We start from the raw sequence: 23,874 nt of genomic DNA on the forward strand, positions 1-23,874 counted from the left end.
GCCATGGCGGGGGCCGGTCAGTGTTGCAAGTCCGGAGAGGACAGCCGCCGAAAGAGCCGCACCGGACGAGGCGGTCACGCGTGCTGCAAACGCGGAAACATTCAGTTCGTGCTCCGCCGCCAAGACAAGCGCTTTTCGGATGGGCTCGACCGCCGCAGGTCGTTTCCATCCGATTGCCAGCCGCTGATGCAACGGCAGCGGCTCGGGCCATGGCGCCAGTGCCGCCGCCACGGTCGACAACACATCAGCGGCCTCAATCCTCAAGATGGGCGAGGCACGACCAAGTGCCGGCAGGTCGTCAGCTACCCGCGCGGCAAGACTGATCAAGGCTGCGGCCAAACGAGGTCGATCCGCCAACACATAATTGGCTGCATGGACAGTGACCTTCGGTGTCTGCCAGAGCAGGGTCGCGACATCTTCCAGATCGGCTGTCAACGAAAGCTCAACCGCATCATGGCCACGATAAGACAGGCGTCCATCGGCAATACTGGAGATCGTCGTGGGTAGGACCGGGTCGCCCCAGCGGATCGCCTCGGCGGCGACGGCCGATGCGCGCGGGCGGCCCGCGTGACGTTCCGCCAGCCGCCTGACATCGTCAGCCTGATAAAGGCTGCGGCGCGAGTCGACTGGATCAGCCTTCGCGCGTATGCGCCCACGGCTCACATTCGCATAAAGCGTCTGCGGTTTGGTGCCGAGCTGACTGAGCGCCTCCTCAGCGGTGATCCAGAGCGTGTTCATATTGATCAAATTTATCAAGATTGACGTCAATACATCTTAGCCGGACCATTCTCCCGGTAAAGGAGAAACATCTATGAAAAACGGACTTGAAGATGTCATCGCCGCTGAAACGCAGCTCTCGGATGTGGATGGCGAGGCCGGTCGACTGGTCATTCGTGGTGTGTCGCTCGAACACCTCGTTGATGACGCCAGCTATGAGGATGTCGTTATCCTTCTGCTTGGTGGCCTGATCGAAGGAAATCTGCAGAAGGAGGAACTGCGCCGGCGTCTGGGGCACATGCGGACAGAGGTCTTCGCAGATATCCGGACCATCGACGACCATATACTGGAATTGCCACCCGTCGACATCATGCGCGCGCTCATCGCGCGGCTGCCTGATGGTGACGATCTCGAGGCAGCGCTCCGCCTGCTTGCTGCACCCGCCGTCTTCCTGCCGGCAATCCTGCGCCTGAAGAATGGCGACAAGCCGATTGCCCCATCGTCGTCGCTCTCCCAATCGGCAGACATTCTCGCGATGCTTGGCGGCGGGCTGCCGAGCGCGGAAAAGGTCAAAGCACTCGATGCCTATCTCGTGACGATTTCCGACCATGGCCTTAACGCTTCGACTTTCGCGTCAAGGGTGATCGCCTCCACCGGAGCCGGCCTCACCTCGTCCGTCCTCGGGGCGATCGGTGCCCTCAAGGGGCCACTTCATGGCGGCGCGCCCGGACCGGTGCTCGACATGCTCGATGCGATCGGAACGCAAGAGAACGCGAAAGCATGGCTCAATCAGGCGCTTGATCGCGGCGAACGGCTGATGGGGTTCGGCCACAGAGTGTACCGCGTCCGCGATCCACGCGCCGATGCGCTAAAACTTGCTCTGAAGCCACTGATCGACGTTGGGCAGGTCGATCGCGAACGCATCGAGCTCGCCAATGCCGTCGAACAGGCAGCACTCATGATATTGAAGGAGCGCAAGCCGGATCGCCCGCTCGACGTCAATGTCGAGTTTTATACAGCACTACTGCTCGATGCGTTGGGCTTCCCGAGAGATGCTTTCACCGGCGTCTTCGCCATCGGCCGCACCATCGGCTGGATCGCCCATGCACGCGAGCAGGCGCTCAAAGGTCGCCTGATCCGCCCGCGCTCCGTTTATGTCGGGCCGCTGCCACGGGCTGCCTAAGTCACTGACATGGCGCCTGCGGCAGGCAACCGCGCAGCCGCCACCCGCTTTGTTCAGCCTTTGCCGAAGAGCCGTTGGAGCCGGGTCGAAAAACCCGGCTCCAACGGCTGCATGACAAAGACACGCCCGATATCAAGCCTTGATGAAGGCCAGGACGTCGGCGTTGAACTTGTCGGGCTCGATCTGGGCCAGGCCATGTGCCCCACCCTTGTAAACGATGAGCTTGGCGTCCCTTACGATCTTGGCCGTCTTTGAGGCGGATGCGGCAAACGGAACGATCTGGTCGTCATCGCCGTGGATCACCAGCGTCGGGCGATCGATCTTCTTCAGGTCGTCGGTGTAGTCGACTTCGGAGAATTCGCGGATGCAATCATAGTGACCCTTGATCGAGCCGGCCATGCCCTGCAGCCAGAAGGATTCGCGAAGCCCGTCATTCATCTTCGCGCCTTCGAGGTTGAAGCCATAGAAGGGAAGAGTGAGTTCCTTGAAGAACTGCGAGCGATCGCCCGCGGTGCCCTTGCGAATGCCGTCGAAAACCTCAATCGGCGTTCCTTCTGGGTTCGCCGCAGTCTTCAGCATGAGCGGAGGGACCGCGCCGACGAGAACCACCTTGGCAACGCGCCCGCTGCCGTGACGGCCGATATAATGGGCTACTTCGCCGCCGCCGGTCGAATGCCCGATCAGGATCGCATCCTTGAGGTCGAGTTTCTCGATCAGTTCCGCCAGATCGTCGGCATACTGATCCATGTTGTTGCCGTCCCACGGCTGGTCCGAACGACCATGGCCGCGCCGATCGTGGGCGATGACGCGGTAGCCGTTCTGCCCGAAGAACAGCATCTGGGCTTCCCAGGCGTCGCCCGATAGCGGCCAGCCGTGGGAGAAGACGATCGGCTGTCCCTTGCCCCAATCCTTGTAGAAGATGTTGGTGCCGTCCTTGGTAGTGATGAAACTCATGGGGTTCTCTCCATCTGGTGTTGGGATCGGGTTCTGGGCGCCAAGGCCGAGGCCGGGCAGAAACAAGGTGGCGCCGACTGCGCCGGCGGTCCTGAGGACCGTTCGGCGGGCAACTGGAAAAAGCGCGTTCCAATCTGTCATGGCGTCTCCTTGATGTTGTCTCTCGCCTGCGTCAGGCGCTCCGGCCCGACAGTCAGCAGGTGGCGAACGAGCGGAGCTGCGTCGCCGCGATGGAATTTGCGCACCTCCTGCTGCAGGTCGGCATCGGCCTTGGAGACCCGTCGATGCTGGCGCAGATGCTCGGCCCAGGATTCGACGAAGAACCATTCGACCATGATCTCGGCATCAGCAGTGTCTTCCGTCACACCCCAGCCATAGGCACCGTCCCGCCGCCGTTCCGAAGAAAGCCTGTAGAGAGCGCTCGTGAATCCCTGTCGGTCGGCGGGATCGACGCGATATTCTATGGTGATCAGCACGGGGCCGCGGTCATTGTCGATCGGCGAGGCCGTCAACGGCTCGGGCCAGTGATTGGAGGCGACCAGATCAGCCTCACCGGCAGGCAGCTTCACGAGGTGAAACACCACGCCAACGACCACCAACCCGGCGGCGCCGACCAGAAGGGTCGCCGGAACGCCAAGGAGTTCCGCTATGGCACCCCAGGCCAGGCTTCCGGCGGTCATCGCGCCGTTGAACACCGTGAGGTAGACCGCAAGCGCCCTACCGCGCACCCAGTTCGGCAGGATCGCCTGAGCCGCGCCGTTGAGTGTCGTCAGCGCTGATATCCATGCGGCTCCGAGGCTCAGCAACAGGATGATCGCCACCCATTGCGGCGGTGCAGATGACAGGCCGGCCATGACGACGGCCGTGACCAGCGCGGCGGCGAGCAACAGCCCATCTGCACTGAGGAGCCTACGCAGCCGCGGCATGACGAGGGCGCCGCCAATCGCTCCGGCTCCGACGGCCCCGAGAAGGACCCCGTAAAAGCCGGCATCCCCGCCGAGCAGGTTGCGTGCAACGAGCGGCAGCAGCGCCCAGACGGCGCTCGAAAACGCGAAGAACACGGCAGCGCGCAGCAGCACCACGTGCAGTTCGCGGCTGGCGCGCGCATAGCGCAGACCCGCACGAAATGCGCCGGCGAACTTCTCCGACAAGCCATCGTCCGCACCGGGGGCGCGCCGCCACCAAAGCAGGGCCGCGATGACGAAGAGATAGCTCGCAACGTCGGTTGCATAGGTGATGGCCGCACCGAAGCTCGCAAGGATGAGCCCGCCGACCGCAGGGCCAATGGCACGCGAGATGTTGATGCCGAGCGAGTTCAGGGCGACGGCGCTCTTCAACTCCTGCCGCGTGACGAGTTCGGGAACGATCGATTGCCAGGTGGGTGCCATCAGCGCAGCACCTATACCACCGAGAAAGGTCAGCGCCACGAGCGAGCTGACGCTCTGCAATCCGGTCGCTGAAAGCAGCATGAGCCCGATGCTGACGGACGCCAGCAGAAGCTGGATGACGATCAGAAACCGGCGGCGATCGAGGATATCAGACAGAACGCCCGCAGGTATGGCGAGCAGGAAGATCGGCAGGGTCGCAGCCGCCTGAACCATGGCAACGGCCGCCGGAGCACCGGAGAGATCGGTCACCAGCCATGAACTGGCGACGTCGCGGATGAAACTGCCGGTATTGCCGATGACGGTGGCCACCCAAAGGACGGCAAAGACGGGCTGGCGCAGCGGTGCAAAACCGCCTGCGGCCGGCGGCGGCGTGACATTCTGGGTCATGGCAGCGGTTTGCCTCCCGCCTCGTTTCGACGGTCAAGATCGTACCACGCGACCAGCAGGAAGGCGCCGGCAAGGCCGAGATGCTCGAAGAAGGCGTTGGTCGCCATGAACCGTTCCTGGCCGGGGGCCAGCTCCCAGAAGCGCAAGGCGATGAAGGTTGCGGCGAGCGTGAACGCGGCGAGGCCGAGAGCGGCAAGCCAACGCAGAATGCCTGCGAGGATCATGGCCGAGGCGAGAAGTTCGAAGACGATCACCGCCACCGCGAACAGCGCGGCCGGCTGAAGTCCGAAATGGTTCATCTCGCCGAGAGCGGCATCAAAGTCGAGGATCTTCGTCAACGGCCCCTGGATATAGGCGGCGCAGAGCCCAAGATGGGCGATGAACCGAATAGCGGGCGTGGTCACAAACGGCTGGACACCGGCCGCCAGCCGCGACGCAATTGTGGAGGAATGTGTCATTGCGGCTCCCTCCTCACACCGCCCAGCAGGCGCAGCCGAGCGCGCCGAAGAAACCCTTGAGATCGGCGATCGGCAGGCGTGATGTCCAGGCGCCGGCATGGTCGTGGCCGTGGACATTGCAGTCGTTCAGGCATCCGCATGTGGAGATTGCGGTGCGGCGAAGGCTCCGTTTGCCGGCACCTTCCGGTTCGCCCCAGGCGGCATAGCCACCGAAGGTCCTGACCGGCGACCAGTCGGGCATGGCGGGCGGCACCGGGTTTTCGTCATGGGTGGCGAAGTCACCGGCGGCATAGACGACCTTGCCGCCGACCACCGTCAGCTCGGACGTCAGGAACGAGATCTCGTCCTCGGCACAGGCGAAGAAGTCCTTGTTCGGCACGATCAGGTCGGCGAACTGGCCGTTTTCGATCCGGCCTTTCTTGCCTTCCTCGTTGGAAAACCAGGTGACCTTTTCGGTCCACATCCGCAGCGCCGTCTCGCGATCGAGGCAATTGGCGCGGGGGTAGAGTTGCAGCCCGCCCACCGTCTTGCCGGTCACCATCCACGACAGCGAGACCCAGGGATTGTAGGAGGCGACACGGGTGGCATCGGTACCGGCGGAAACATTGACGCCCTTGTCGAGCATCCGTTTGATCGGCGGTGTCGCTTCGGCGACGCCGTGGCCGTAGCGCTCGACAAAATATTCGCCCTGATAGGCCATGCGATGCTGGGTTGCGATGCCGCCGCCAAGCGCCGCGATCCTGTCGATCGAGCGCTCGGAAATTGTCTCGGCATGGTCGAAGAACCAGTTCAGGCCTTCAAGCGGGATGTCCTTGTTGACCTTCTCGAAGACGTCGAGGGCGCGGGAGATCGTCTCGTCATAGGTGGCATGAAGACGCCAGGGCCAGCGGTTTTCGGCAAGGACCCGCACCACCTCTTCCAGTTCGCCTTCCATTTCCGGAGCCATCTCCGGGCGCGGCTGGCGGAAGTCTTCGAAGTCCGCAGCCGAAAACACCAGCATCTCACCGGCGCCGTTGTGGCGGAAATAGTCGTTGCCCTGCTTGTACTTCACCGATGATGTCCAGTTGAGGAAGTCCTGCTTTTCCTCCTTCGGCTTCTGGGTGAAGAGGTTGTAAGCCAGCCGCACGGTCATGTGCCCCTCATCGGCGAGCTTCTGGATGACCGCATAGTCGTCCGGATAGTTCTGGAAACCGCCGCCGGCATCGATCACGCCGGTGACGCCGAGCCGGTTGAGCTCGCGCATGAAATGCCGGGTCGAATTGACCTGGTATTCGAAGGGCAGCTTCGGCCCCTTGGCAAGGGTCGAATAGAGAATGCCGGCATTGGGCTTGGCCAGCAGCAGACCGGTCGGATTGCCCTGGGTGTCGCGGGTGATTTCGCCGCCCGGCGGGTTCGGCGTATCCTTCGTGTAGCCGACAGCCCTGAGCGCCGCACCGTTGAGGAGCGCACGGTCATAGAGATGCAACAGGAAGACCGGCGTGTCGGGCGCGACCGCGTTGATCTCGTCGATGGTCGGCAGGCGCTTTTCGGCAAACTGGTGTTCGGTGAAGCCGCCGACGACCCGCACCCATTGCGGCGCTGGCGTGATCGCCACCTGCCGCTTCAGCATATCCATCGCGTCGGCGAGCGAACGTACCCCGTCCCATCGCAGCTCCATGTTGAAGTTCAGACCGCCGCGAACGACGTGGGTGTGGTTGTCGATCAGCCCGGGCAGGACGCGCTTGCCCTTGAGATCGATGATCCTGGTGTCGGGACCGGCGAGCGCCATGATCTCCTGATCCTGGCCGACGGCGAGAAACCTGCCGTCCTTGATCGCGACCGCGCTGGCGTTGGGATTGGAGCGGTCAAGCGTGGTGACGAGCCCGTGATGCAGGATAATATCGGCGTCCATCGGATTGTCTCCCTTGGTCGAAACGGTGTCGGCGGCAAGCGCCGGCGAAAACAGCGAGGGGAAGGCGAGCGTCGAGGCTGCCCCCAGAAAACCGCGGCGTGTCGGCATCAGCCCACCTCCCCTTTCGAAGAACGGTCGCGCGTCGCCACGTCATGGTCGGTTCCCGTCGGCAGCGCGCCGAAAACGTGGGGCACGCAACGGCTGTTGAACCAGGAGACGGTGACCGGCGCGCCAGAGACCAGCCGCTTGACGAGCGGAACGGCCTGTTCGCCGACGAGGATGCCGAGCAGGCCAAGCAGGGCGATCACGGGCGGCGCCGGCGAGCGCACATTCAGCAGTCCGTAGATGACACCGACCAGCAGACCGACGCCGAGCGACAGAAGATACATTTTCATCGAGTTCTCCTCACGGGACGGGTTGCCCGCTTCTCCGTCCCGCCGACTGGCGAGACGGCAACCTTCGGAATGAGGACGATCAGTGGCCTTCGGAGGCGCCGAACATCGTCTTGGCGTAGATAATGCCGAGGCCGTAGGCGCCGCCGAACTTCTTGGCGATACCGGTCGTCATGTCGTAGGTCTCGGTGCGGGCCCAGTCGCGCTGGAGTTCCAGCATATATTGCAGCGACGTCATCGGCCGAACGCCAGCCTGGACCATGCGGTCCATCGCCCGATCGTGTGCCTCGTCCGAGACGTCACCGCAGGCATCGGCAATCACATAAACCTCGAAGCCCTGATCGAGCGCAGAGAGCGTCGGGCCGACGATGCAAACGCTGGTCCAGAGGCCGCAAAAGACCAGCCGCTTCTTGCCGATGGCGTTGACATTGTCGATGACGGCGGCGTCTTCCCAGGTGTTCATCGAGGTACGGTCGAGAAGGCCCTGGCCTGGAAAGGCATCGGTGATCTCTGAGAACATCGGGCCCGAGAAAGCCTTCTCCGCCACCGTCGTCAGAATGGTGGAAACGCCGAAGCCGGCGGCCGCATGCGCGACCAGCGCCGCATTGTTGCGCAGCAAGACAGCATCGATCGACTTCGTCGCAAAGGCCATCTGCGACTGGAAATCGATCATGATCAGCGTGTGGTCTTTCGGCGAAACCAGGAGGCTGCCGGGCGTCGGCGTGGCGTTTAAGGTCATGGTCATCATCTCCTCGATGTCCTGGATTCTGAAGATCCGCAGGGAATGACCCGACTATGCCCGAGCCGGGCTGCCCGTTCTTGTCGGATATGCTGATGTTTTGAACATTCTGCCCGAGATACATCGCAAGCAAGCGCAAAAGTCATATTGGAAGCAACGGCATAAGGATGGAGCGCGTGCCGCCGCAAGCAAGGCCCGCGCGCGGCCAGACCGCTAGGCCCTGCGACTGCGCCGCCAGGCGCCGGGGGATGCCCCCGTCGCCCGGGCAAAGACGCGCGTGAAGTGGCTCTGATCGGCAAAGCCGCTGGCGACCGCGATTTCACCGATCGTCAGCGACGAAAATTCCAGCATGTCGCGCGCCCTGTCCAACCGCTGCTGCAGGAACCATTGGAACGGCGTGATACCCAGTGTTTGGCGAAAGGCGCGCAGGAACGTGCCCTGTGACAGATGACAAGCCTCAGCGAGTTCCTCGATCGACAAATCGCCGCCAAGCCTGCTTCGCATTAGTTCCTGCACCATCGACAGGCTGCGCGCCGAGAGCCTGCGCCCCTTGATCGCTGCCCCCGACGTCGTGCGGTGGCTCGCACTGCCGTAGTGTTGAGCGACGTGGATTCCGATCGCCACCGACAATTGGTCGACGAACAAGGGGCTTCTCTCCAATTGGCCGTTCATGTCTGCAAACAGCGCCGCCATCAGCCCGCCCAACACTGGATCGGCTCGCTCGCCGACCGCACACAGTTCGCGGACGCCGCTCAGATCGGCGCAGTCGGCCATCCGCTCGATCGCGCTGTGCCCCACCTCGAGCAAAACAAAATCGAAGCTGCCGGAGAGATCCGCCTGATAGGGATCGTGAAAGTTTCGGAGGTAGACGGAGTTCTCGTCGAACTCATGCATTGTCTCGTGGTGTTCGTGAAGGATCCGCCGGCGATGGCCCCCCGACAGTGACAGGCCGAGCAGATAACCGCGGTTGTTGGCCGGCGTGTGCACGCGCTCGCGCGGTGCGGCCTGCGCTTTCTTGCGATAAAAAGTCAACCCGGCGCCGTCAATCCGCCGGTCTTCGTCGAGGCCAGCCACTGTACATCCGAAACTGTCGCGGGGTGGAGGTGCGATCGCGATCGAAGAAGCTGCTGTCATACCTCCGCCTCCGCACAACTTCGCTGCCTGTCCGCGACCACGAGGGTGCCGACTGCGGCGGTCTCAACTTTTGCACGACACCGCTTCGCCAGCGTGCTTGCGCAGCATTGCGTCCGAACATCACGATCATATGAACCGAATGGCTGTCTTGTCGATGGCATCGCGACTATTGTCTTCCGTCACAGGGGCGCTTTTTCCAGCTCCAGGCGTCGGGTACGCCGGAAGCGCGCTGGCGTTTCGCCGGCGATCGCCACGAATGTCTTAGTCATATGGCTCTGATCGGCAAAGCCGCAGGATATGGCAATCTCTGCGATCGGCACGTTCTTCAACAACAACTCCTTCGCACGGGTAACCCGATATTCGGCCAGCCACCGCAAAGGCGTACAGCCGAAGCTCACCTTGAATGCCTTGATGAAATAGCTTTTCGACAACGCACAGGCCTCGGCAAGCTCGCTGAGCGAGAACTGCCCATCGACATGGCCCGAGAGAAAGTCGAGCGCCCTTTTCTCCTGCCACGCAGCCAGCGTCCCCTTGCGCTCTTTGGGTAGATAGAGCCCGCCATAGGTCTGCATCAAATGCGTCAGAATCGCGAGGCTCACCTGGTCGAGAAAGAGCTGGCTTGCCTCTTGCGGTCTCTCGAAAGCTGGAAGCAATGCCTGCGCTAGCCCCAGCATGACGCCGTCATGCGTGCCCGGCGCACAGCGCAGACCGGTAAAGTCAGGCCGTCCCTGTTCAGTCGCAAAGGCGCGCATCTGCGAGAACGGTATCTGAAGGCGCACATTGTCAAAGGGCGACAGGTGATGGCAGCGCCATTCCTCGCGCAGGTCGGTGATGGCAAGCGCTCCCTTGCGATGCCCGCCCTCAAAGACAAGGGTGCCGCCCCGCCACAGCCGATGCAGGCGAAAATCACTGAGCTGGGTGATGATGTTGAACGCCTCCTCGCGCCTGTTGGCAACCGCCGGACCCAGGTCGCAGCCATCACTGCTCAACCGCGTCAGGGTTATGGGGGGAACACGCAGGATCGATCGGCGCAAGGCGCCCACTTCGCTGGCCGTTTCTGGACGAGACTCTAAATTCAACAAAATTCCCCGAAAGTGCACCAGGCATTCAAGCAATGCAGAATACGATACACTGCCGCCAACAATCAATTCCGTCCCGCGACCGGCGCTAATGCAGAGGTGCGCTCCGCCAGGCTTGTGGTGTCGTACCGGTCTCCCCCAGAAACACCGTCGTGAAATGGCTGAGGCTGCTGAAGCCGCAAAGGAACGCGATCGAGCCCAGAGGCAGTGAACTCGCGCGCAGAAGCTGCTTGGCCTGAACAACGCGCCGGCGCATCTGCAATTGATGGGGCGCCCGTGTCGCTTCCTGCCGAATGTGGAACGCCGTCGGATCATTGGATCCGTCGAAAGGATTTCCGCCGTCGTCGCCCTCCATCTCGGCCGAATGGTGGTGCAGAAGATGGGCGCAAACGGCCACGGCGACATGCTGCAGCAGCTCGGGTGGGCTGCTGTCCATACGTTCAAAAAGGGCCAGAAGCGCCAGTCCGAGACTGCAGAGTATCGAGTCCACTTCGCCACGCCGGCACACCAGCCGTTGTGGCTTGACCGTCGGTGACAGGGCGGCGACTTCCGCGATCAGCGTCTTGGGAAGGACGAAGGCAAGCGCGCTCAGGTCGCTATGGAGCGCGATCGAGGCCCCCTGGCGCAGATCGACGAGACATATCGAGCCGCGCACGTATCGGCGAACAGCAGACCTCTCGCCGTTTACCTTGATGTCCGCATGTTCGGCATCATCGAGGTAAAGCATCAGAAAATAGGCTTCACATGCGGGCAGAGCCACTTCTGGCCGCTGCGCCCGTGTCAAACGCCTTCGAATTCGGGTGACCGAAAAGACCGCTGCCTCCATCGGGATCGTCGTGAGGCACGGAGCGTCCGGCGTTCCAAAATAGCGCCCCACGCACCCCATTTCCGGACAAGGAGAAGTCAACTCTAGCCTCCCAACCGACGCACTGCGTCATGGCCAAAGCATTGCAAACATTTGATCAAAAACCTCGGTGCATCCGAGACTGGCATGCAAGACCCATCATGGCACGAGACCGTTTTTCGCGACCGCTCTGGCCTCATGGAATGTCTACCGGTTCATCTTTTGCCCACCGTAGGGGCAATCCGCGCGCAGCGACAAGGGCTTCGCGCGGATTCAGTCGGGAATGTTCAAAAAGGAAGACCGTCGTTCAATAAGATGGGATCCGCCTAGCCAAAAATCGCGCTGGGCCAGACGTTCATGGCTATCGCCAGAAGCGTTTCGCATCCACCAGATCGACACACAGACGTCTTCGGCCGCGTCAACAGGGCCCCTTCTTATTGCCCTTTGCGATCAGGACGCCGCTGCCGGAACCCCGGACAGTCTCGGACGTTGCATTGACCGGTCACGTAATTCTAACCAACATCGGGAGTTCTGCGAAAATCTCCGCGCTTGAAGACCTCCGCCAGGATCCTGGTCCCCATATCTGCTTCTTGTTCGGAGAGCCCCGAAAATCCAAGCAGCAACCTGGATGTGTCCGATGAAGCGACATTCATGCGGGAAAGGGGCATCACAACAACGCCTTTCTTTAGCGCAGCCTGTGAGACGGCGGTGTCGTTGCTCCAGGTCCCTGTGCTGCGCACGGTCAGATTGATGCCCTGATCCGGCAGCAAAATGCCGAGATGTTCGCTGGTACGATCTTTCAAGAGATTTGCAAGCAAATCGCGTGAGGCACGCAGACGCTCCCTGAGCCGGCGCAGATGCGCCGGAAAATATCCCTCATTGAAAAAGTCGCCGACGACACGCTGCTGAAACGTCGGGGGACAACGGTCAAGCGCGGGACGCACGGCCCTGAATACTGGTACCAGATCCATCGGAACCACGAGATAGCCGATGCGCAGGCTCGGCAGCAGGGCCTTGCTGAACGTCCCCGTATAAAGCACCCGGCCGGCCTGATCGAGGCCCTGAAGCGATGCGATCGGATGCCCATCGTAGCGAAACTCGCTGTCATAATCGTCCTCGACGATCCAGCAGCCATTCTCCCGCGCATAAGCGAGCAACTCCAGCCGCCGGGGCAGCGAGAGGACGGAACCGACGGGGTACTGGTTGGATGGCGTCACATAGAACAGCGTCGGTGGCGGGGAGCAGGCAGCCAACTTCTCCGTCATGATGCCGTCGGCATCAACGGGAAGACCGATGATTTTTACGCCATTCAGTGCCAGGCATTGTCTGGCCGGCGGATAACAGGGGTCTTCGACGACAGCCGTATCGCCCGGCGTCATCAGGACGCGGAACGCGAGATCAAGCGCTTGCTGTGTCCCGGCGGTGATAAATATCTGCTCGGCCGCGCAACGCACCCCGCGTGAAGCGGCCAGATGGGCCGCAATGGCGCTCCGCAGCTCGAATTCGCCCTGAATGTCGCCGTAGCCTTCAGCGGCATAGTTCATGTGCCGGCCAGCAATGCGGTTTAGCAATCTCGCTGTCCGATCGTCATGAGCGATGCGCCCCGTGACAAACGGCAAAACCTTCTGCGGTTCGAGGCTAGGCCCGGAGGTGAGAACTCTCGTGGCAGCGTCGGAGACAGCGCGGCGGGTCGAGTAGGCGATCGTCTCATTGCGATGGTCGATTCTGGACAGCCCGCCTGGAACGCCTGACGCAATATATGTACCGGACCCATGCCGGGCGACCGCAAAACCTTCCGCGACGAGGATTTCATAGGCTTCGGCAACCGAGCCGCGTGAAAGCTTCCATTCCTTTGCGGCCAGACGTGTCGATGGCAGCCGTTGCCCGGCATCCAGCCGACCGTCAGCAATTGCACCGCGCAGGGAAAGATAGAGCTGTCTCACCAAGGGTGCTGGCGAAGAGGTATCGATGCTTGGCCGAAAACCCACCGACGGGCTCTCTCTTCGCCGTTTCAGTGTCATGGGCGCCTTTCGTCAGAGTGGCTCATCAATCTCGCCAATAGTGGCTCTGTAATCTTCTCATATGTTGAATTTAAATCGAGCCACTTTCAAGCCGCCATCACAACGACGTCGGCCGGAAATTGAATTGCACCTGCGCCTACACGGGACACCGATACGGGAAATGGCATTGCCGTCAGTCTCTGGCCATTTACGCTCTGTCATTTTGGAGACTTTCATGACCCCTTCTTCGACCAGGCTGCGTATTGCCGTCCTCTTCGGCGGACGCTCGGCCGAACACGACGTTTCCGTACTTTCGGCTACCAATGTCATGCGCGCTCTGGAGCCTGCAAAATATGATGCCGTGCCGATTTTCGTGACGCGCGAAGGTCAATGGTTGTTGAGCCACTTCGACAATGGTGTGCTTGCCAAGCCTGCGAGCGGCACGCAGATCAGCCTTGTTCCCGGCGGGCACGGGCGGATGGTGGCGATTTCGGCCGAGGGAAAGATGAGCGATGCCGGCACCATCGACATTCTGTTTCCGGTCTTGCACGGCCTTCATGGTGAAGATGGCTCTGTGCAGGGGCTTGCAGAGGTGGCGCGCGTACCGCTCGCCGGTTGCGGGATTCTCGGCTCGGCGACCGCACTCGACAAGGATATTGCCAAGCCGCTTCTGAGGGCCGCCGGCCTCCCGGTCGCGCGCTCGGTGACGATCCACAAGGATGCGGCACCTGATCTCGCTGTGCTCGAAGGCGAACTCGGGCTGCCGCTGTTCATCAAACCCGCCCGGCAGGGGTCATCCGTTGGCGTTAGAAAGGTATCAGGCAGCCAGGAGTTCGCGCCGGCGTTGGTCGAAGGTTTCCAGCATGATGGCAAGCTGCTTGCCGAGGAATATGTCGCTGGGCGCGAGATTGAATTCAGCGTGCTGGAAGATCCGAAAGGTGGCCTTTTCGTCTCTCGTCCCGGCGAGATCATCCCGGCCGAATCCCACGGCTTTTACAGCTACAACGCAAAATATATCGACGAGGACGGCGCGGCGCTCAAGGTACCAGCGGAACTGCCGCCCGAAGTTGAGGCAGAGATGAGGGCGGCGGCGGCAAGGGCATTCAGGGCTTTGGGCTGCGATGCCATGGCGCGTGTCGACTTCTTTCTGACGACGGGCATGACGTTCGTTGTCAACGAAGTGAACACCATTCCCGGTTTTACCGACATCAGTATGTATTCCAAGGCGATGGCGGCAAGCGGCGTCAGTTATGCCGAAATCATTGAAAGGCTCATTGCCCATGGCCTGACACGTGCCGGCCGAAGCGTCTGAACATGCAAACACAGACCCGTCAGCCGAGCGGGCGGATCAAACGAATCCGCCCAAGGACGAGGCCCACTTTCGAAAATGAGCTCAAGCCAAGACGCCGGCATGGATCAGACGCGATCGAGGAACTCGAGCACTCGGATGGTGAGCAACGCGGTCGCATCCGCGTTGTACGACGGGAGCGAACTGTCGGCGAAGTAGTGCTGATCGCCGGGGTACAGGAACAGCTCTGCGTCCTCGACCTTCTCCACGATCTCGCGGGCCGCGTCGATGTCGCCCTCCCCGACGAAGATCGGGTCGTTGTCCATACCGTGGATCTGGACCGCCACGTCGTCCGGCCAAGGCCCGAGGGCCCACTCGCCGCTGATCGGCAGGCAAGAGTAGAAGAGCAGAGCTCCGCGGGCTCCGGGCCGCGTCTGTGCCAGCTTCTGTGCCGGCAGCACACCGAACGAGAACCCGGCGTAGACGAGTTCGGAAGGCAGTTCGTTCGCGACGCGGACCCCGCGCTCCCGCATTTCGTCGAATCCGACCTTGCCGATGTAGGCTAGCCCCTCGTCGATACTCTCGAACGTCCGTCCATCGAACAAGTCCGGCATGTGCACGATGTGACCGGCGGCCCGCAAGTCGTCGGCGAACGCCCGCACACCCGAGGTCAACCCCTGTGCGTGGTGGAACAACAGGACCTCAGCCATATGGAGCCTCCGGGTGTGATGGTCGGGCGCACGTTTCATCACTCTACAGCGACGTCGCCCGGCCCGGAAGAATGCGGACACGTTATAGAGATTTCGTCCCCAGCTAGTCTTGGCCGCTACCGAGTTCGTCGTGAACGACCCTGCCACCAAGCAGCGTCAGCACCGAGCGCAGCCTATGGATGTCGGATGCCGGCATTGTCAGATACGGCCTATCCAGGACGGCGATGTCAGCCAATTTTCCCGCCGACAAGCTGCCTCGCTCATTCTCGTCAAAGGCGATCCAAGCGGCATTGTTGGTGTAGAGCCTCAGCGCCTCATGTCGGTCGAGCAAGCATGGTTCGTTCCAGCCGCCAGCGGGTTTTCACTTTGCCCGTGATCGGTGGTTGCCACATCGGCTGCCAGGTTCTACCATAGGTTTCTCTGTCGGTTATCACTTGGGTATCTTTGATGAGGCCCCCGATGAAGATATTGCTGTCCACACTAGCGCTATCCGGCCACTTGATTTCTTCAGCCGTGGCCGAAGACGGGAAGATTCCAGCCTATTTCGTTCTGGATCAAACCTATGGAGGTGGCTTTGACACCGCCGCCTGGCAGGCCGCGATCGATGCCATCAAGGGTCATGGGAGGCTGGTGCATACTTACAATTTTGCTGGAGACAAACAGGTCGTCAGCCAAGCACAGCAGGACGTAGCCAAGGCAAACGCCCAAAAGCCGATCTACCTGGTGAATGAGAAAGTGGCCAAGGATTCCACCGAACTCCGGCAATCGCTGGCCACGTTCAAGGAGCAGTTGCGGAACGATACGAATTCCAAGGGATCGCAGGTAGTCGCCGAATGGCCGATGTGTGCGCTCGTCGAGCAAGGGTCGGAAGGTGCGGTCCGAGCCATGCAGGGCGGTGTGATCCTGTTGATCGACCACCCGCAGGCCGCAGCTCATTGCTACGCGATGGTACAATCATATTTCCTCACTCCGGCCGCCCCGGACGGCAAGCGGGCCGCGCCGGTCAGCGTCGACGCTACAACCGTCGCGATGCAGGCTAAGTTGCCGCCCATGAAGCTCGCCAGGCACATATTGGCCGATAAGGCGGCATCCAAACGGGGAGATTTTGTCGAGCGCCCGACAAACGTCTTTAAGCCGGGCGAAGAGATCTTCGTCTATGCCTATTTCGAGAATGTCGGGCGGATCAACGTCGGCACGCCGATGTCAAGCTACGAGATCGGGCTCGATATCGAGGTGCGGGACCCTGCTGGCAAGGTTCTCAGGACATTCCCCGACGCGCACGTGTTCAAGGCCGAATCTCCCCCGCCATTTCCGGTTTCCGCCAAGCATTTTACCAATTTCGCGACTGCCGGCATCGCCCTGCATGACCCGGGAGACTATGTCGTGGCATACATCTTCCACGACCGCTCGCGGCCAGAAACGCCGCCGGTGACCGCCGCGTTCGAGGTGACTGTCAAGTAGCAGCCCCAGTCATACGATGGCGCCGTGTTACTCAGTCGCTTCACAGCGTCGAGAGAATAACGAGATGCCGGCTAGCTTCCGGTGATGATCATAGTCGCGGCTTTTTCGGCGACCATCATCGTCGGGGCATTGATGTTTCCGGCCGTGATGTTGGGGAAGATCGAAGCGTCAACTATTCGCAAGCCATGCAACCCATGCACCTTTAGCGATGCATCGACGACTGCGGTGGAATCATCCGGGCCCATCGCTGCGGTGCCGCACAGGTGATAAATTGAACCGCTATGCTCCCGAAAATAGTCCAGGAGCTCGGCGTCGGTGGAAGCTTCTGCAGAAGGAGGCATTTCGCTTGCAGTAATCGATTGCAGTGCCGGTGCGCTCATGATTTTGCGCGCAAGCCGACTTGCCTGAAGCGCCTCCGCCTCGTCATGGGCAGTCGTCAGGTAGTTGGGGTTGATGCGCGGTGCAACGGTGACATCGGGCGACGCGACCGTGACACTGCCTCGGCTGGTGGGCCTGCATGCATTGAACGCCAACAGGAAACCGGAATAGGGCTCCGGCTTCAGACCGGCGCGCGGGTCGGACGGAATACGATAGGAAAGCGGGTTGAAATAGAGCTGGATGTTTGGCCTCTCCTCACCCGGCTCGCCGCGCAGGAAGCCTCCGGCCTGGTTGACGCTGAGAGCCAAGGGACCGCGTCTTGTCAGCACGTAGCGCAGCGCCTGCCGCGCCTGACCGAACAGGTTCCCCAGCTCGTCGTTCAGCGTCGGAACGCTTGAGCGGTAGTAGAAGCTCGCGCAAAGATGATCCTGAAGGTTTCTCCCAACCGCCGGCAGATGTCGGACGACGGGGATACCGAACGTTTGCAGCTCTCGGCCATCGCCGATACCGGAGAGCTGCAGCAGCTTCGGCGTATCGACCGCACCGGCACATAGGATCACCTCGTTCCGGGCGGAATAGATTACCATCCCATCGGGTGTGGCAACCTCCACGCCGGTCGCCCTTCCTTCCTCGACGACAACCCTTCTGGCATGGCTCCTGCGCAGGATGGAGAGATTGGGGCGGTTGAGAGCCGGCCGCAGATAGGCGAACGACGAGGACGAGCGCACGCCATTTCGCGTATTGATATCGTAAATCCCTGCGCCCTCGATCGACGCGCCATTGAAGTCGGTATTGAGCGGCAGTTGCAGTTCGGCACAGGCAGAAAGGAACCGCGCGGCAATCGGATGGGTCTGGCCGCGCATCGGCGTGACGTGGATGGGGCCGTCCCCGCCATGAAATTCGGACTGGCCATGCGCATGGGTTTCAAGTTTCTTGAAATAGGGCAGCACGTCCTCATGGGCCCAGCCGGGATTGCCGGCCTTAGCCCAGTCGTCGAAATCCGCCGCGGCGCCCCGCACGAAGATCATGGCGTTTATCGAACCCGAGCCACCTTGTACCTTGCCGCGCGGCGCATAGATGCGGCGATTGTTCAGGGCGGCTTCCGGCTCGGTCCAGTACATCCAGTTGACGTTCGGGTCATAGTAAGACCGCGCATAGCCGACCGGGATGCGAAACCACGGTGAACTGTCGTTGCCGCCCGCCTCGAGCAGCAGCACGCTGTGTTTGCCTGTCTCGCTCAGGCGCGCCGCAACGATACAGCCGGCGGATCCCGCCCCGACAATGATGTAGTCGTAAGTGGTCATGTGTTCCTCAACCGCGCGCCGGGGCAAATGCCTTGATGTCGGCGGGCTTGTCGTCCATCTGCAGGTGCAGACGCTTTCCTTCGTAGGGCGAGTGCTTTTCAACCACCTCGAGATTGAGCTCCACGCCGAGCCCCGGTTCGCAAGACGGGATGAGATAGCCATCGTCGAACTGCAATGGCGTCTTGAGAATCTCGGCGTAGAAGCCTGAGAAGTCGATGATCGCCTCGTGGATGAGGAAATTGGGGGTGGCCGCAGCGAGCTGGATGCTCGCCGCCGCCCCGATCGGTCCGTTGTAGAGGTGCGGTGCGATCTGCGCATAGTGCGCCTCGGCCATGCCGGCGATCTTCTTTGCCTCCAGCAAGCCGCCGCACCGCGCGACGTTCATCTGCAGGATCGAGGCTGCGCCCGTTTCAAGCACGCGCTGGAACTCGTATTTGGTCGTCAGCCGCTCGCCCGTGGCAATGGGGATAGAGGTTGCCTTGGCAACAGATGCCATCGCTGCCTCCTGACCAGGCGGCACCGGCTCCTCGAACCAGAGCGGATCGTATTTTTCGAGCCGTCGCGCAAGGCGAATGGCCGAGGACGGCACCATCTGGCCATGGGTGCCGAAGAGCAGGTCGGCTCGCCCGCCGACCGCGGCACGGACCTTGGCGCAGAATTCTTCGCACCGCTCCATGACGCCAAGCGAAAGCTGGTGGCCGGAATAGGCGGTGTAGGGGCCGGCCGGATCGAACTTGACGGCGGTGAACCCCTTCGTGTCGACCATTTCCGCCGCGAAGTCGGCGGCAAGCTCTGGATCGTTGTAATCATATTCGCCGGCTGCATTCTTGGGGTAGAGATAGGTGTAGGCACGCAGCTTTTCGTGCACGAGGCCGCCCAGCAGCTTGTGCACCGGTCGGCCGGCAGCCTTGCCGATGATGTCCCAGCAGGCGATTTCGAGACCGGAGACGACGCCCATGATCGTCGGGTCCGGGCGCTGCGTGAAGCCGCTCGAATAGGCCGAACGCCAGAAGCGCTCGATATCGTGCGGATCGTGGCCGAGGAGATGGCGCTCGAACACATCCTCGATCAGCGGCACCAACGCGTTCGGATGGAAGGCGGTCGCGTAGATTTCCCCGACCCCTTCGATGCCGCACTTCGTGGTGAGCCTGACGAAGATCCAGTACATCCCGCCGATATGGGGCGGTGGGACGGCAACGACATGAACGGCGAGCGAAGCGATCTGCATGTTGAAGTTCCTTCTGACGAATCCGATCAGTGCTTCAGCACCACGAGACGAGTTTGTGTGAATTCGAGCATGCCGTGCTTGCCGTCATCGCCCCCGAGGCCCGAGCGCTTCCAGCCTGCATGGAATCCCTGATAGGGATCCGCCGGGAAGCGGTTCACATAGAGTTCGCCGGCCTCGATGGTGTCGGCAAAGCGCATGACCGTGCTGTAGTTGTTGGTGAAGAGAACCGAACTCAGACCGAACTGGTGATCGTTGGCAAGCGCCAGGGCTTCCTCGACGCTGTCATAGGAAAGCACGGCGAGAACTGGGCCGAACACCTCTTCGGCGACGACGTCCATCTCCTGCCGGCAGTTGGAAAGCAGGGTTGGCGGGTAGTAGTTGCCCACGCCTTCCGGCAGTACGCCGCCAGCCTCTATGCGTGCCCCCTGCTCCACCGCATGGCGAACCATCGCGTGAACATTGGCCTGTGCCGATTTCGTTTCAAGTGGTCCCATACGCGTCGGATCGCTGGCGCGGTCGCCGAACGTCCTTGCCGCAAAGCCGGTGCGAAGCCGCTCGAGAAGTGCGTCGTGGATGGACGTATGCACATAGACCCGTTCTGGCGCCGTGCAGACCTGCCCGCAATGATTGGTCTTGGCGGCAACGAGCTGAGCGGCAACCGCATCGATATCCGCATCGGGTTCGACAATGACAGGTGTCTTGCCGCCGAGTTCCAGTGATGGCTTGGCGATATTCGCCTTGCAATATTCGAGAACGACGCGGCCGGCCTGCAGGCTACCGGTGAGCGTTATCATGCCGACCGACGGCTGGGTGCAAAGTGTCGCGGCGACGTCATGCGACATGGTCAAGATGTTGACCAGCCCGGCCGGAAGGTCCGCGTCGAGCGCCGCCTCGGCGATCTCGAAAGCGGAGGCAGGCGTCGAGTTGCTCGGCCGCACCACAACGGCGTTGCCAGCGATCAGTGCGGGGGCAATCTTGCGCACCAGCGTATAGACCGGAAAATTGAACGGGATGAGGCAGGCAACGACCCCGATCGGCTCGCGCTTCAGAAGCAAGGTCTCGCCCGGATTGTCGCTCTGGATCACTTCCCCTTCGATCCGGCGCGCCCACTCCGCATGATAGCGCATCAGCTCGACGCCATAGATCGCTTCTGCCGTGGCATCGGCGAGGCTCTTGCCGGACTCGAGGGCGAGCGCCGCGCCGATCTGGCCGGCGCGCGCCTCGATTGCCGCCGCGAAACGGCGCAAGGCATCCCCGCGAGCGATCGCCGGCAAGGCTTTCCACGTCTTCTGCGCTGCGGCTGCGTTTTCAACCGCTGCGATTGCCTCCAGCGCGCTCGCCGCGGGCACCCTCGCAATGACCTCTCCGTTTGAGGGATCGAGCACCGGGACCAGGTCCGATGCGGGCTGAAACGCGCCGGCGACAAAGTTGCGATAGTCGGTCAAGACGATATCCTTTTATGTTTCCACCATAGGACAGGCTTCAGAACGTGCTCCGGCCGGGAGCCGCATCGAGCAATGTTCTTGTGTAAGGGTGGCTCGGGTCAAGGAGCACTTTCGCTGCCCCGCCCCGTTCGACGATCTCGCTCGCTGAGGCACCAGAGATGAAGACGAATCGCGCTCGGCCCGCAGAGATTGTTTGCAGGTTCAGCCTGAAGGCTCGCCTTGACAAGACCGTATTCTGAACGAAAGCGCCGCGCGTCTTATCAGACACGCAAAGGTCGCTGCAGCACTTCGAAATGCTGCGAAAGCGCCCAACGTTGACTAGAACTGGCGATGGTTGCACCGAGACAATCCCGCCAACGATCGACTTCGGCCGCGAACCGCTCAGGTATCCGGCAACGTGAAGACTGCGCAAGGCGCCGCGATGCCGCGCAGCACGTGTTCGCCCAGCGACACCAGCGGCGTGACGGTCTCGGCGGCGACCGCGCCCGAGATCAGCACCGACCGGCCGAGCGGCCGGCAAAGGCCCTCCAGTCGGCTGACCAGGTTTACCGCGGGACCGATTGCGGTGAAGTCCAGCCGGTCGGCCGCGCCGATATTGCCCCACAGCATTTCACCGAGATGCAGCGCTGCGCCGAAGGGCAGCGGCGGCAGCCCCTCTGCCTGTCGCAGGGCATCGAGGTGGGCCATGCCTGCGCGGGCGGCGGCGACCGCTCGCAGCGCCGCTTCGCAGGCGTCAACCGGTGCACTGGCAACCGGGAAGATTGCCAGCACGCCATCGCCGACAAACTTCAGCACCTCACCACCGAAGGCGTGTATCGCACCGGCAACACGGTCGAACCAGGCGTCGAGGACAGCGATCATTGCCGCAGGTTCCGTCGCCTCGGACAGGGCGGTGAAGTTCCGCAGATCGGCGCAAAGCAGCACAGCGCGGATAGTTTCTCCGGTGCCGCGGTGCAGCGCGCCCGCCTGCACCCGGGCGGCACTGCGTCGGCCGAGATAGGCCTCGAGCAGCGTTGCAAGGGCCGCCCGCTCGGCCAAGGCAGCCAAAGGCGCGGTGGCGAAGCGCGCGGTCTGCCGCAGTCGGCCGATCTCAGCAGGGTCGAACAGACGCGCGCCGGCCCAGCCAAGCAACCGCCCGTCCGGCTCTGGGCCGACCGTGTCCTCCTGCACCGGGCCAAGCGCACTCAGCCAATCACCCCCAGCCTGGCTTTGCGGGCTGTCGGCAAAGCCCAGTGCTTCGATCACTGCTCCGGTCTCGGCTCGCCACAGCCACGTGCGGCGGGTAACGATCGGATGCGGCACTGCCAGTGTCAGGGTACCGCCGACCAACGGAAAGCCGTTAGCCAGCAGCCGGCCGCCGAGTTCGGCCAAGAACCGGTCGGGACCAGGCGAGGCGCTGGCCTCGTCCACCAGCCAGGCGAGGTGTGTGGGCAGATCCATGCACGATCATACCGTCAGGTCCCCCAACCTGTCATCCGTGCAGGTGGTAGCGCAGTTGGCCCAGCGGGCATATCATCGTGGAAGGAGCTGATCCGATAGCCGTCAATTCTGCGCCGCAGTCTGGGCAGATCATAGCAACCAAAGGGGAAGCCGATGCAAGAGGCCCTCATCGTCCGCCGTGAAGCACACATCCCGGCTCCGCCAGCCGCGGTGTTCGCTCTGCTGACCGATCCTGAGAAAATCCTGCGCTGGATGGGAACGGAGGCGCAGATCGAGCCGCAGCGCGGCGGGCTCTACCTCGTCAACGTCACCGGGGCCCGTTTCGCTCGTGGTTCCTTCCGCGAGGTGGTGCCAGTGCACCGCCTGGTATACAGCTTCGGCTGGGAAGACAGCGAAGTGGTGCCGCCGGCGTCAAGCCTTGTCGAGATCGACCTCGTCGAACAACCACCGGACGGAACGTTGCTTCGCCTCACCCACACTGGCCTGCCAAGTGCCGAGCAGTGCGCCGGCCACGAGGAAGGCTGGGCCCATTACCTAGACCGGTTGGCCGAGGTTGCCGCCGGGCGTGATCCGGGGCCGGACCCCTGGCACGGCCGCACTGGTAGGGAATGACTCCGCGGCCAGTATCTTGGCACCTGAGCCTGCCGGCCTGCATTGGCGCTCAGCGATCAAAGGATGAACCCGTTAGGCGAGCATGCTGGGTACGGGATCACTTACTATACTGAATTCACCGTCGCAAAGGCGGTAGAACCCGTCTTGAGGAACGGGCAACTCCAAAATTTCGCGCTTCGAAAGACCGGAATACACGCCGCGCACCAATCTACCAAACAGCCCATGAGAAACTGCTACGGTTGGTCCACGTATATCCGCGATCCAGTCCTTTGCCCGGGAGCACGCAGCATCGAAGCTCTCTCCGTCCGGAGATTTGAAATACCAGTCAAAAGCGTCGGAGCCATCCAGCATTCCCGGAAACTCGTTGTCGATCTCGAACCTAGTCATTCCGTCCCAATAGCCGACGGAGACCTCCATCAGGCGGGCTTCTTCGTGTGTTACCAGTGGCAGCACCCGCTTCACGCGTTCTGCAGTTTGTCGCGTTCGGCCTAGGGGGCTGACGTGCATTTGGAATGATTGCCTACTTTCCGAAATTTCCTTCTGAAGGAGTTTCGCGACGCGATCCGCCTGTTCGATGCCGCGCTCCGTAAGGGGCGAATCTTTCTGCCCCTGGAACCGACCCAAGGTGTTCCAAATGGTCTCGCCATGGCGAAGCAGGTAAATCATCAATGTTGCCCCAGACGAAGTCGTGCGTTGGATTAAGTGCGTTATTGGACCGAAGGGTCGGCCACTTGTCACGGCTAATTTGCGCGGCACATCGATGAAGATTGGCGGCCCTAACGTTTGGCGTAGATTGGTTGCATTTCCTACTTCAATTCGCGCTTCTTGAAAAACGTATTGTC

22 protein-coding genes (1 of these 22 only partly in view) are annotated in these 23,874 nt (G+C 61.8%); 4 read left to right on the forward strand and 18 right to left on the reverse strand.

Features of this window, described 5'->3' with window-relative positions; genetic code table 11:
- Positions 1 to 738: the 5' portion of a citrate synthase gene (locus J3R84_RS34185; protein WP_203528715.1), read on the reverse strand. The gene continues 390 nt to the left of window position 1, outside the view; 738 of the gene's 1,128 nt are visible here — the first part of the coding sequence; the start codon lies at positions 736 to 738; the stop codon falls past the left edge of the window.
- Between the two features lie 73 nt (positions 739 to 811).
- Between J3R84_RS34185 and J3R84_RS34190 the strand changes: the two genes are divergently transcribed.
- Positions 812 to 1,900, forward strand: a complete 1,089-nt coding sequence (locus J3R84_RS34190) for a citrate synthase/methylcitrate synthase (RefSeq protein ID WP_203528717.1) — start codon at positions 812 to 814, stop codon at positions 1,898 to 1,900.
- Between the two features lie 132 nt (positions 1,901 to 2,032).
- Here the strand turns inward: J3R84_RS34190 and J3R84_RS34195 are convergent, their stop codons facing one another.
- The 10 genes from J3R84_RS34195 to pdxR form a co-directional block, all read right to left on the reverse strand.
- Positions 2,033 to 2,854 (reverse strand): alpha/beta fold hydrolase, encoded by an 822-nt coding sequence (locus tag J3R84_RS34195; protein ID WP_203528737.1) that lies wholly within the window; start codon positions 2,852 to 2,854, stop codon positions 2,033 to 2,035.
- Between the two features lie 137 nt (positions 2,855 to 2,991).
- Positions 2,992 to 4,629 (reverse strand): MFS transporter, encoded by a 1,638-nt coding sequence (locus J3R84_RS34200; RefSeq protein ID WP_025430079.1) that lies wholly within the window; start codon positions 4,627 to 4,629, stop codon positions 2,992 to 2,994.
- The gene (locus J3R84_RS34205) at positions 4,626 to 5,087 is read right to left on the reverse strand and encodes a DoxX family protein (protein WP_192435251.1); all 462 of its coding nucleotides are present in this window, start codon (positions 5,085 to 5,087) and stop codon (positions 4,626 to 4,628) included. The genes J3R84_RS34200 and J3R84_RS34205 overlap by 4 nt, the downstream gene beginning before the upstream one ends.
- Before the next feature lie 13 nt (positions 5,088 to 5,100).
- Positions 5,101 to 7,086, reverse strand: a complete 1,986-nt coding sequence (locus J3R84_RS34210; protein ID WP_156408088.1) for an amidohydrolase — start codon at positions 7,084 to 7,086, stop codon at positions 5,101 to 5,103.
- On the reverse strand, positions 7,086 to 7,373 hold the full coding sequence (locus J3R84_RS34215) for a DUF1427 family protein (RefSeq protein WP_025430081.1): 288 nt from the start codon (positions 7,371 to 7,373) through the stop codon (positions 7,086 to 7,088). Before J3R84_RS34215 ends, J3R84_RS34210 begins: the two co-directional genes overlap by 1 nt.
- 79 nt (positions 7,374 to 7,452) lie before the next feature.
- Entirely contained in the window at positions 7,453 to 8,109 is a 657-nt protein-coding gene (locus J3R84_RS34220; protein ID WP_057210453.1) for a hydrolase, read from the reverse strand.
- Positions 8,110 to 8,322: 213 nt separating this feature from the next.
- Positions 8,323 to 9,243, reverse strand: coding sequence for an AraC family transcriptional regulator (locus tag J3R84_RS34225; RefSeq protein WP_057217638.1), 921 nt, complete (start codon positions 9,241 to 9,243; stop codon positions 8,323 to 8,325).
- A 179-nt stretch (positions 9,244 to 9,422) separates the two neighbouring features.
- Complete coding sequence (locus J3R84_RS34230; protein WP_225906389.1) at positions 9,423 to 10,391, reverse strand: helix-turn-helix domain-containing protein; 969 nt, start codon at positions 10,389 to 10,391, stop codon at positions 9,423 to 9,425.
- 19 nt (positions 10,392 to 10,410) lie between these two features.
- Complete coding sequence (locus tag J3R84_RS34235; protein WP_203528719.1) at positions 10,411 to 11,049, reverse strand: helix-turn-helix transcriptional regulator; 639 nt, start codon at positions 11,047 to 11,049, stop codon at positions 10,411 to 10,413.
- Positions 11,050 to 11,678: 629 nt separating this feature from the next.
- The gene (gene pdxR / locus J3R84_RS34240) at positions 11,679 to 13,187 is read right to left on the reverse strand and encodes a MocR-like pyridoxine biosynthesis transcription factor PdxR (protein ID WP_082555668.1); all 1,509 of its coding nucleotides are present in this window, start codon (positions 13,185 to 13,187) and stop codon (positions 11,679 to 11,681) included.
- A 214-nt stretch (positions 13,188 to 13,401) separates the two neighbouring features.
- On the opposite strand from pdxR, the gene J3R84_RS34245 reads away from it, so the two are divergent.
- Positions 13,402 to 14,478, forward strand: coding sequence for a D-alanine--D-alanine ligase family protein (locus J3R84_RS34245; protein WP_057220004.1), 1,077 nt, complete (start codon positions 13,402 to 13,404; stop codon positions 14,476 to 14,478).
- A 104-nt stretch (positions 14,479 to 14,582) separates the two neighbouring features.
- On the opposite strand, the gene J3R84_RS34250 is transcribed toward J3R84_RS34245, so the two are convergent.
- Positions 14,583 to 15,164 (reverse strand): dienelactone hydrolase family protein, encoded by a 582-nt coding sequence (locus tag J3R84_RS34250; RefSeq protein WP_203528721.1) that lies wholly within the window; start codon positions 15,162 to 15,164, stop codon positions 14,583 to 14,585.
- A 103-nt stretch (positions 15,165 to 15,267) separates the two neighbouring features.
- The gene (locus tag J3R84_RS34255) at positions 15,268 to 15,495 is read right to left on the reverse strand and encodes an amidohydrolase family protein (RefSeq protein ID WP_025430089.1); all 228 of its coding nucleotides are present in this window, start codon (positions 15,493 to 15,495) and stop codon (positions 15,268 to 15,270) included.
- Between the two features lie 128 nt (positions 15,496 to 15,623).
- Here J3R84_RS34255 and J3R84_RS34260 point away from each other — a divergent pair, with 128 nt between their 5' ends.
- Positions 15,624 to 16,625 carry a hypothetical protein gene (locus J3R84_RS34260; RefSeq protein WP_025430090.1) on the forward strand — a complete coding sequence of 334 codons (1,002 nt, stop codon included), beginning with the start codon at positions 15,624 to 15,626 and terminating at the stop codon, positions 16,623 to 16,625.
- Positions 16,626 to 16,696: 71 nt separating this feature from the next.
- Here J3R84_RS34260 and J3R84_RS34265 read toward each other — a convergent pair whose 3' ends face one another.
- The 4 genes from J3R84_RS34265 to J3R84_RS34280 all read right to left on the reverse strand — a co-directional run bounded on the left by J3R84_RS34265 (position 16,697) and on the right by J3R84_RS34280 (position 22,420).
- Positions 16,697 to 18,307: a GMC family oxidoreductase gene (locus J3R84_RS34265; protein ID WP_203528722.1), complete on the reverse strand. Its 1,611-nt coding sequence runs from the start codon at positions 18,305 to 18,307 to the stop codon at positions 16,697 to 16,699.
- Positions 18,308 to 18,314: 7 nt separating this feature from the next.
- Positions 18,315 to 19,535, reverse strand: coding sequence for a mandelate racemase/muconate lactonizing enzyme family protein (locus tag J3R84_RS34270; RefSeq protein ID WP_203528723.1), 1,221 nt, complete (start codon positions 19,533 to 19,535; stop codon positions 18,315 to 18,317).
- 26 nt (positions 19,536 to 19,561) lie between these two features.
- Complete coding sequence (locus J3R84_RS34275; RefSeq protein ID WP_025430093.1) at positions 19,562 to 20,980, reverse strand: aldehyde dehydrogenase family protein; 1,419 nt, start codon at positions 20,978 to 20,980, stop codon at positions 19,562 to 19,564.
- A 381-nt stretch (positions 20,981 to 21,361) separates the two neighbouring features.
- The gene (locus tag J3R84_RS34280) at positions 21,362 to 22,420 is read right to left on the reverse strand and encodes an adenylate/guanylate cyclase domain-containing protein (RefSeq protein WP_203528724.1); all 1,059 of its coding nucleotides are present in this window, start codon (positions 22,418 to 22,420) and stop codon (positions 21,362 to 21,364) included.
- 153 nt (positions 22,421 to 22,573) lie between these two features.
- Here J3R84_RS34280 and J3R84_RS34285 point away from each other — a divergent pair, with 153 nt between their 5' ends.
- Complete coding sequence (locus tag J3R84_RS34285; protein WP_057217652.1) at positions 22,574 to 23,032, forward strand: SRPBCC family protein; 459 nt, start codon at positions 22,574 to 22,576, stop codon at positions 23,030 to 23,032.
- 72 nt (positions 23,033 to 23,104) lie between these two features.
- Here the strand turns inward: J3R84_RS34285 and J3R84_RS34290 are convergent, their stop codons facing one another.
- Positions 23,105 to 23,698: a histidine phosphatase family protein gene (locus tag J3R84_RS34290; RefSeq protein ID WP_203528738.1), complete on the reverse strand. Its 594-nt coding sequence runs from the start codon at positions 23,696 to 23,698 to the stop codon at positions 23,105 to 23,107.
- Between the last annotated feature and the right edge of the window lie 176 nt (positions 23,699 to 23,874).

This window comes from Ensifer canadensis (assembly GCF_017488845.2).
Taxonomy (GTDB): domain Bacteria; phylum Pseudomonadota; class Alphaproteobacteria; order Rhizobiales; family Rhizobiaceae; genus Ensifer; species Ensifer canadensis.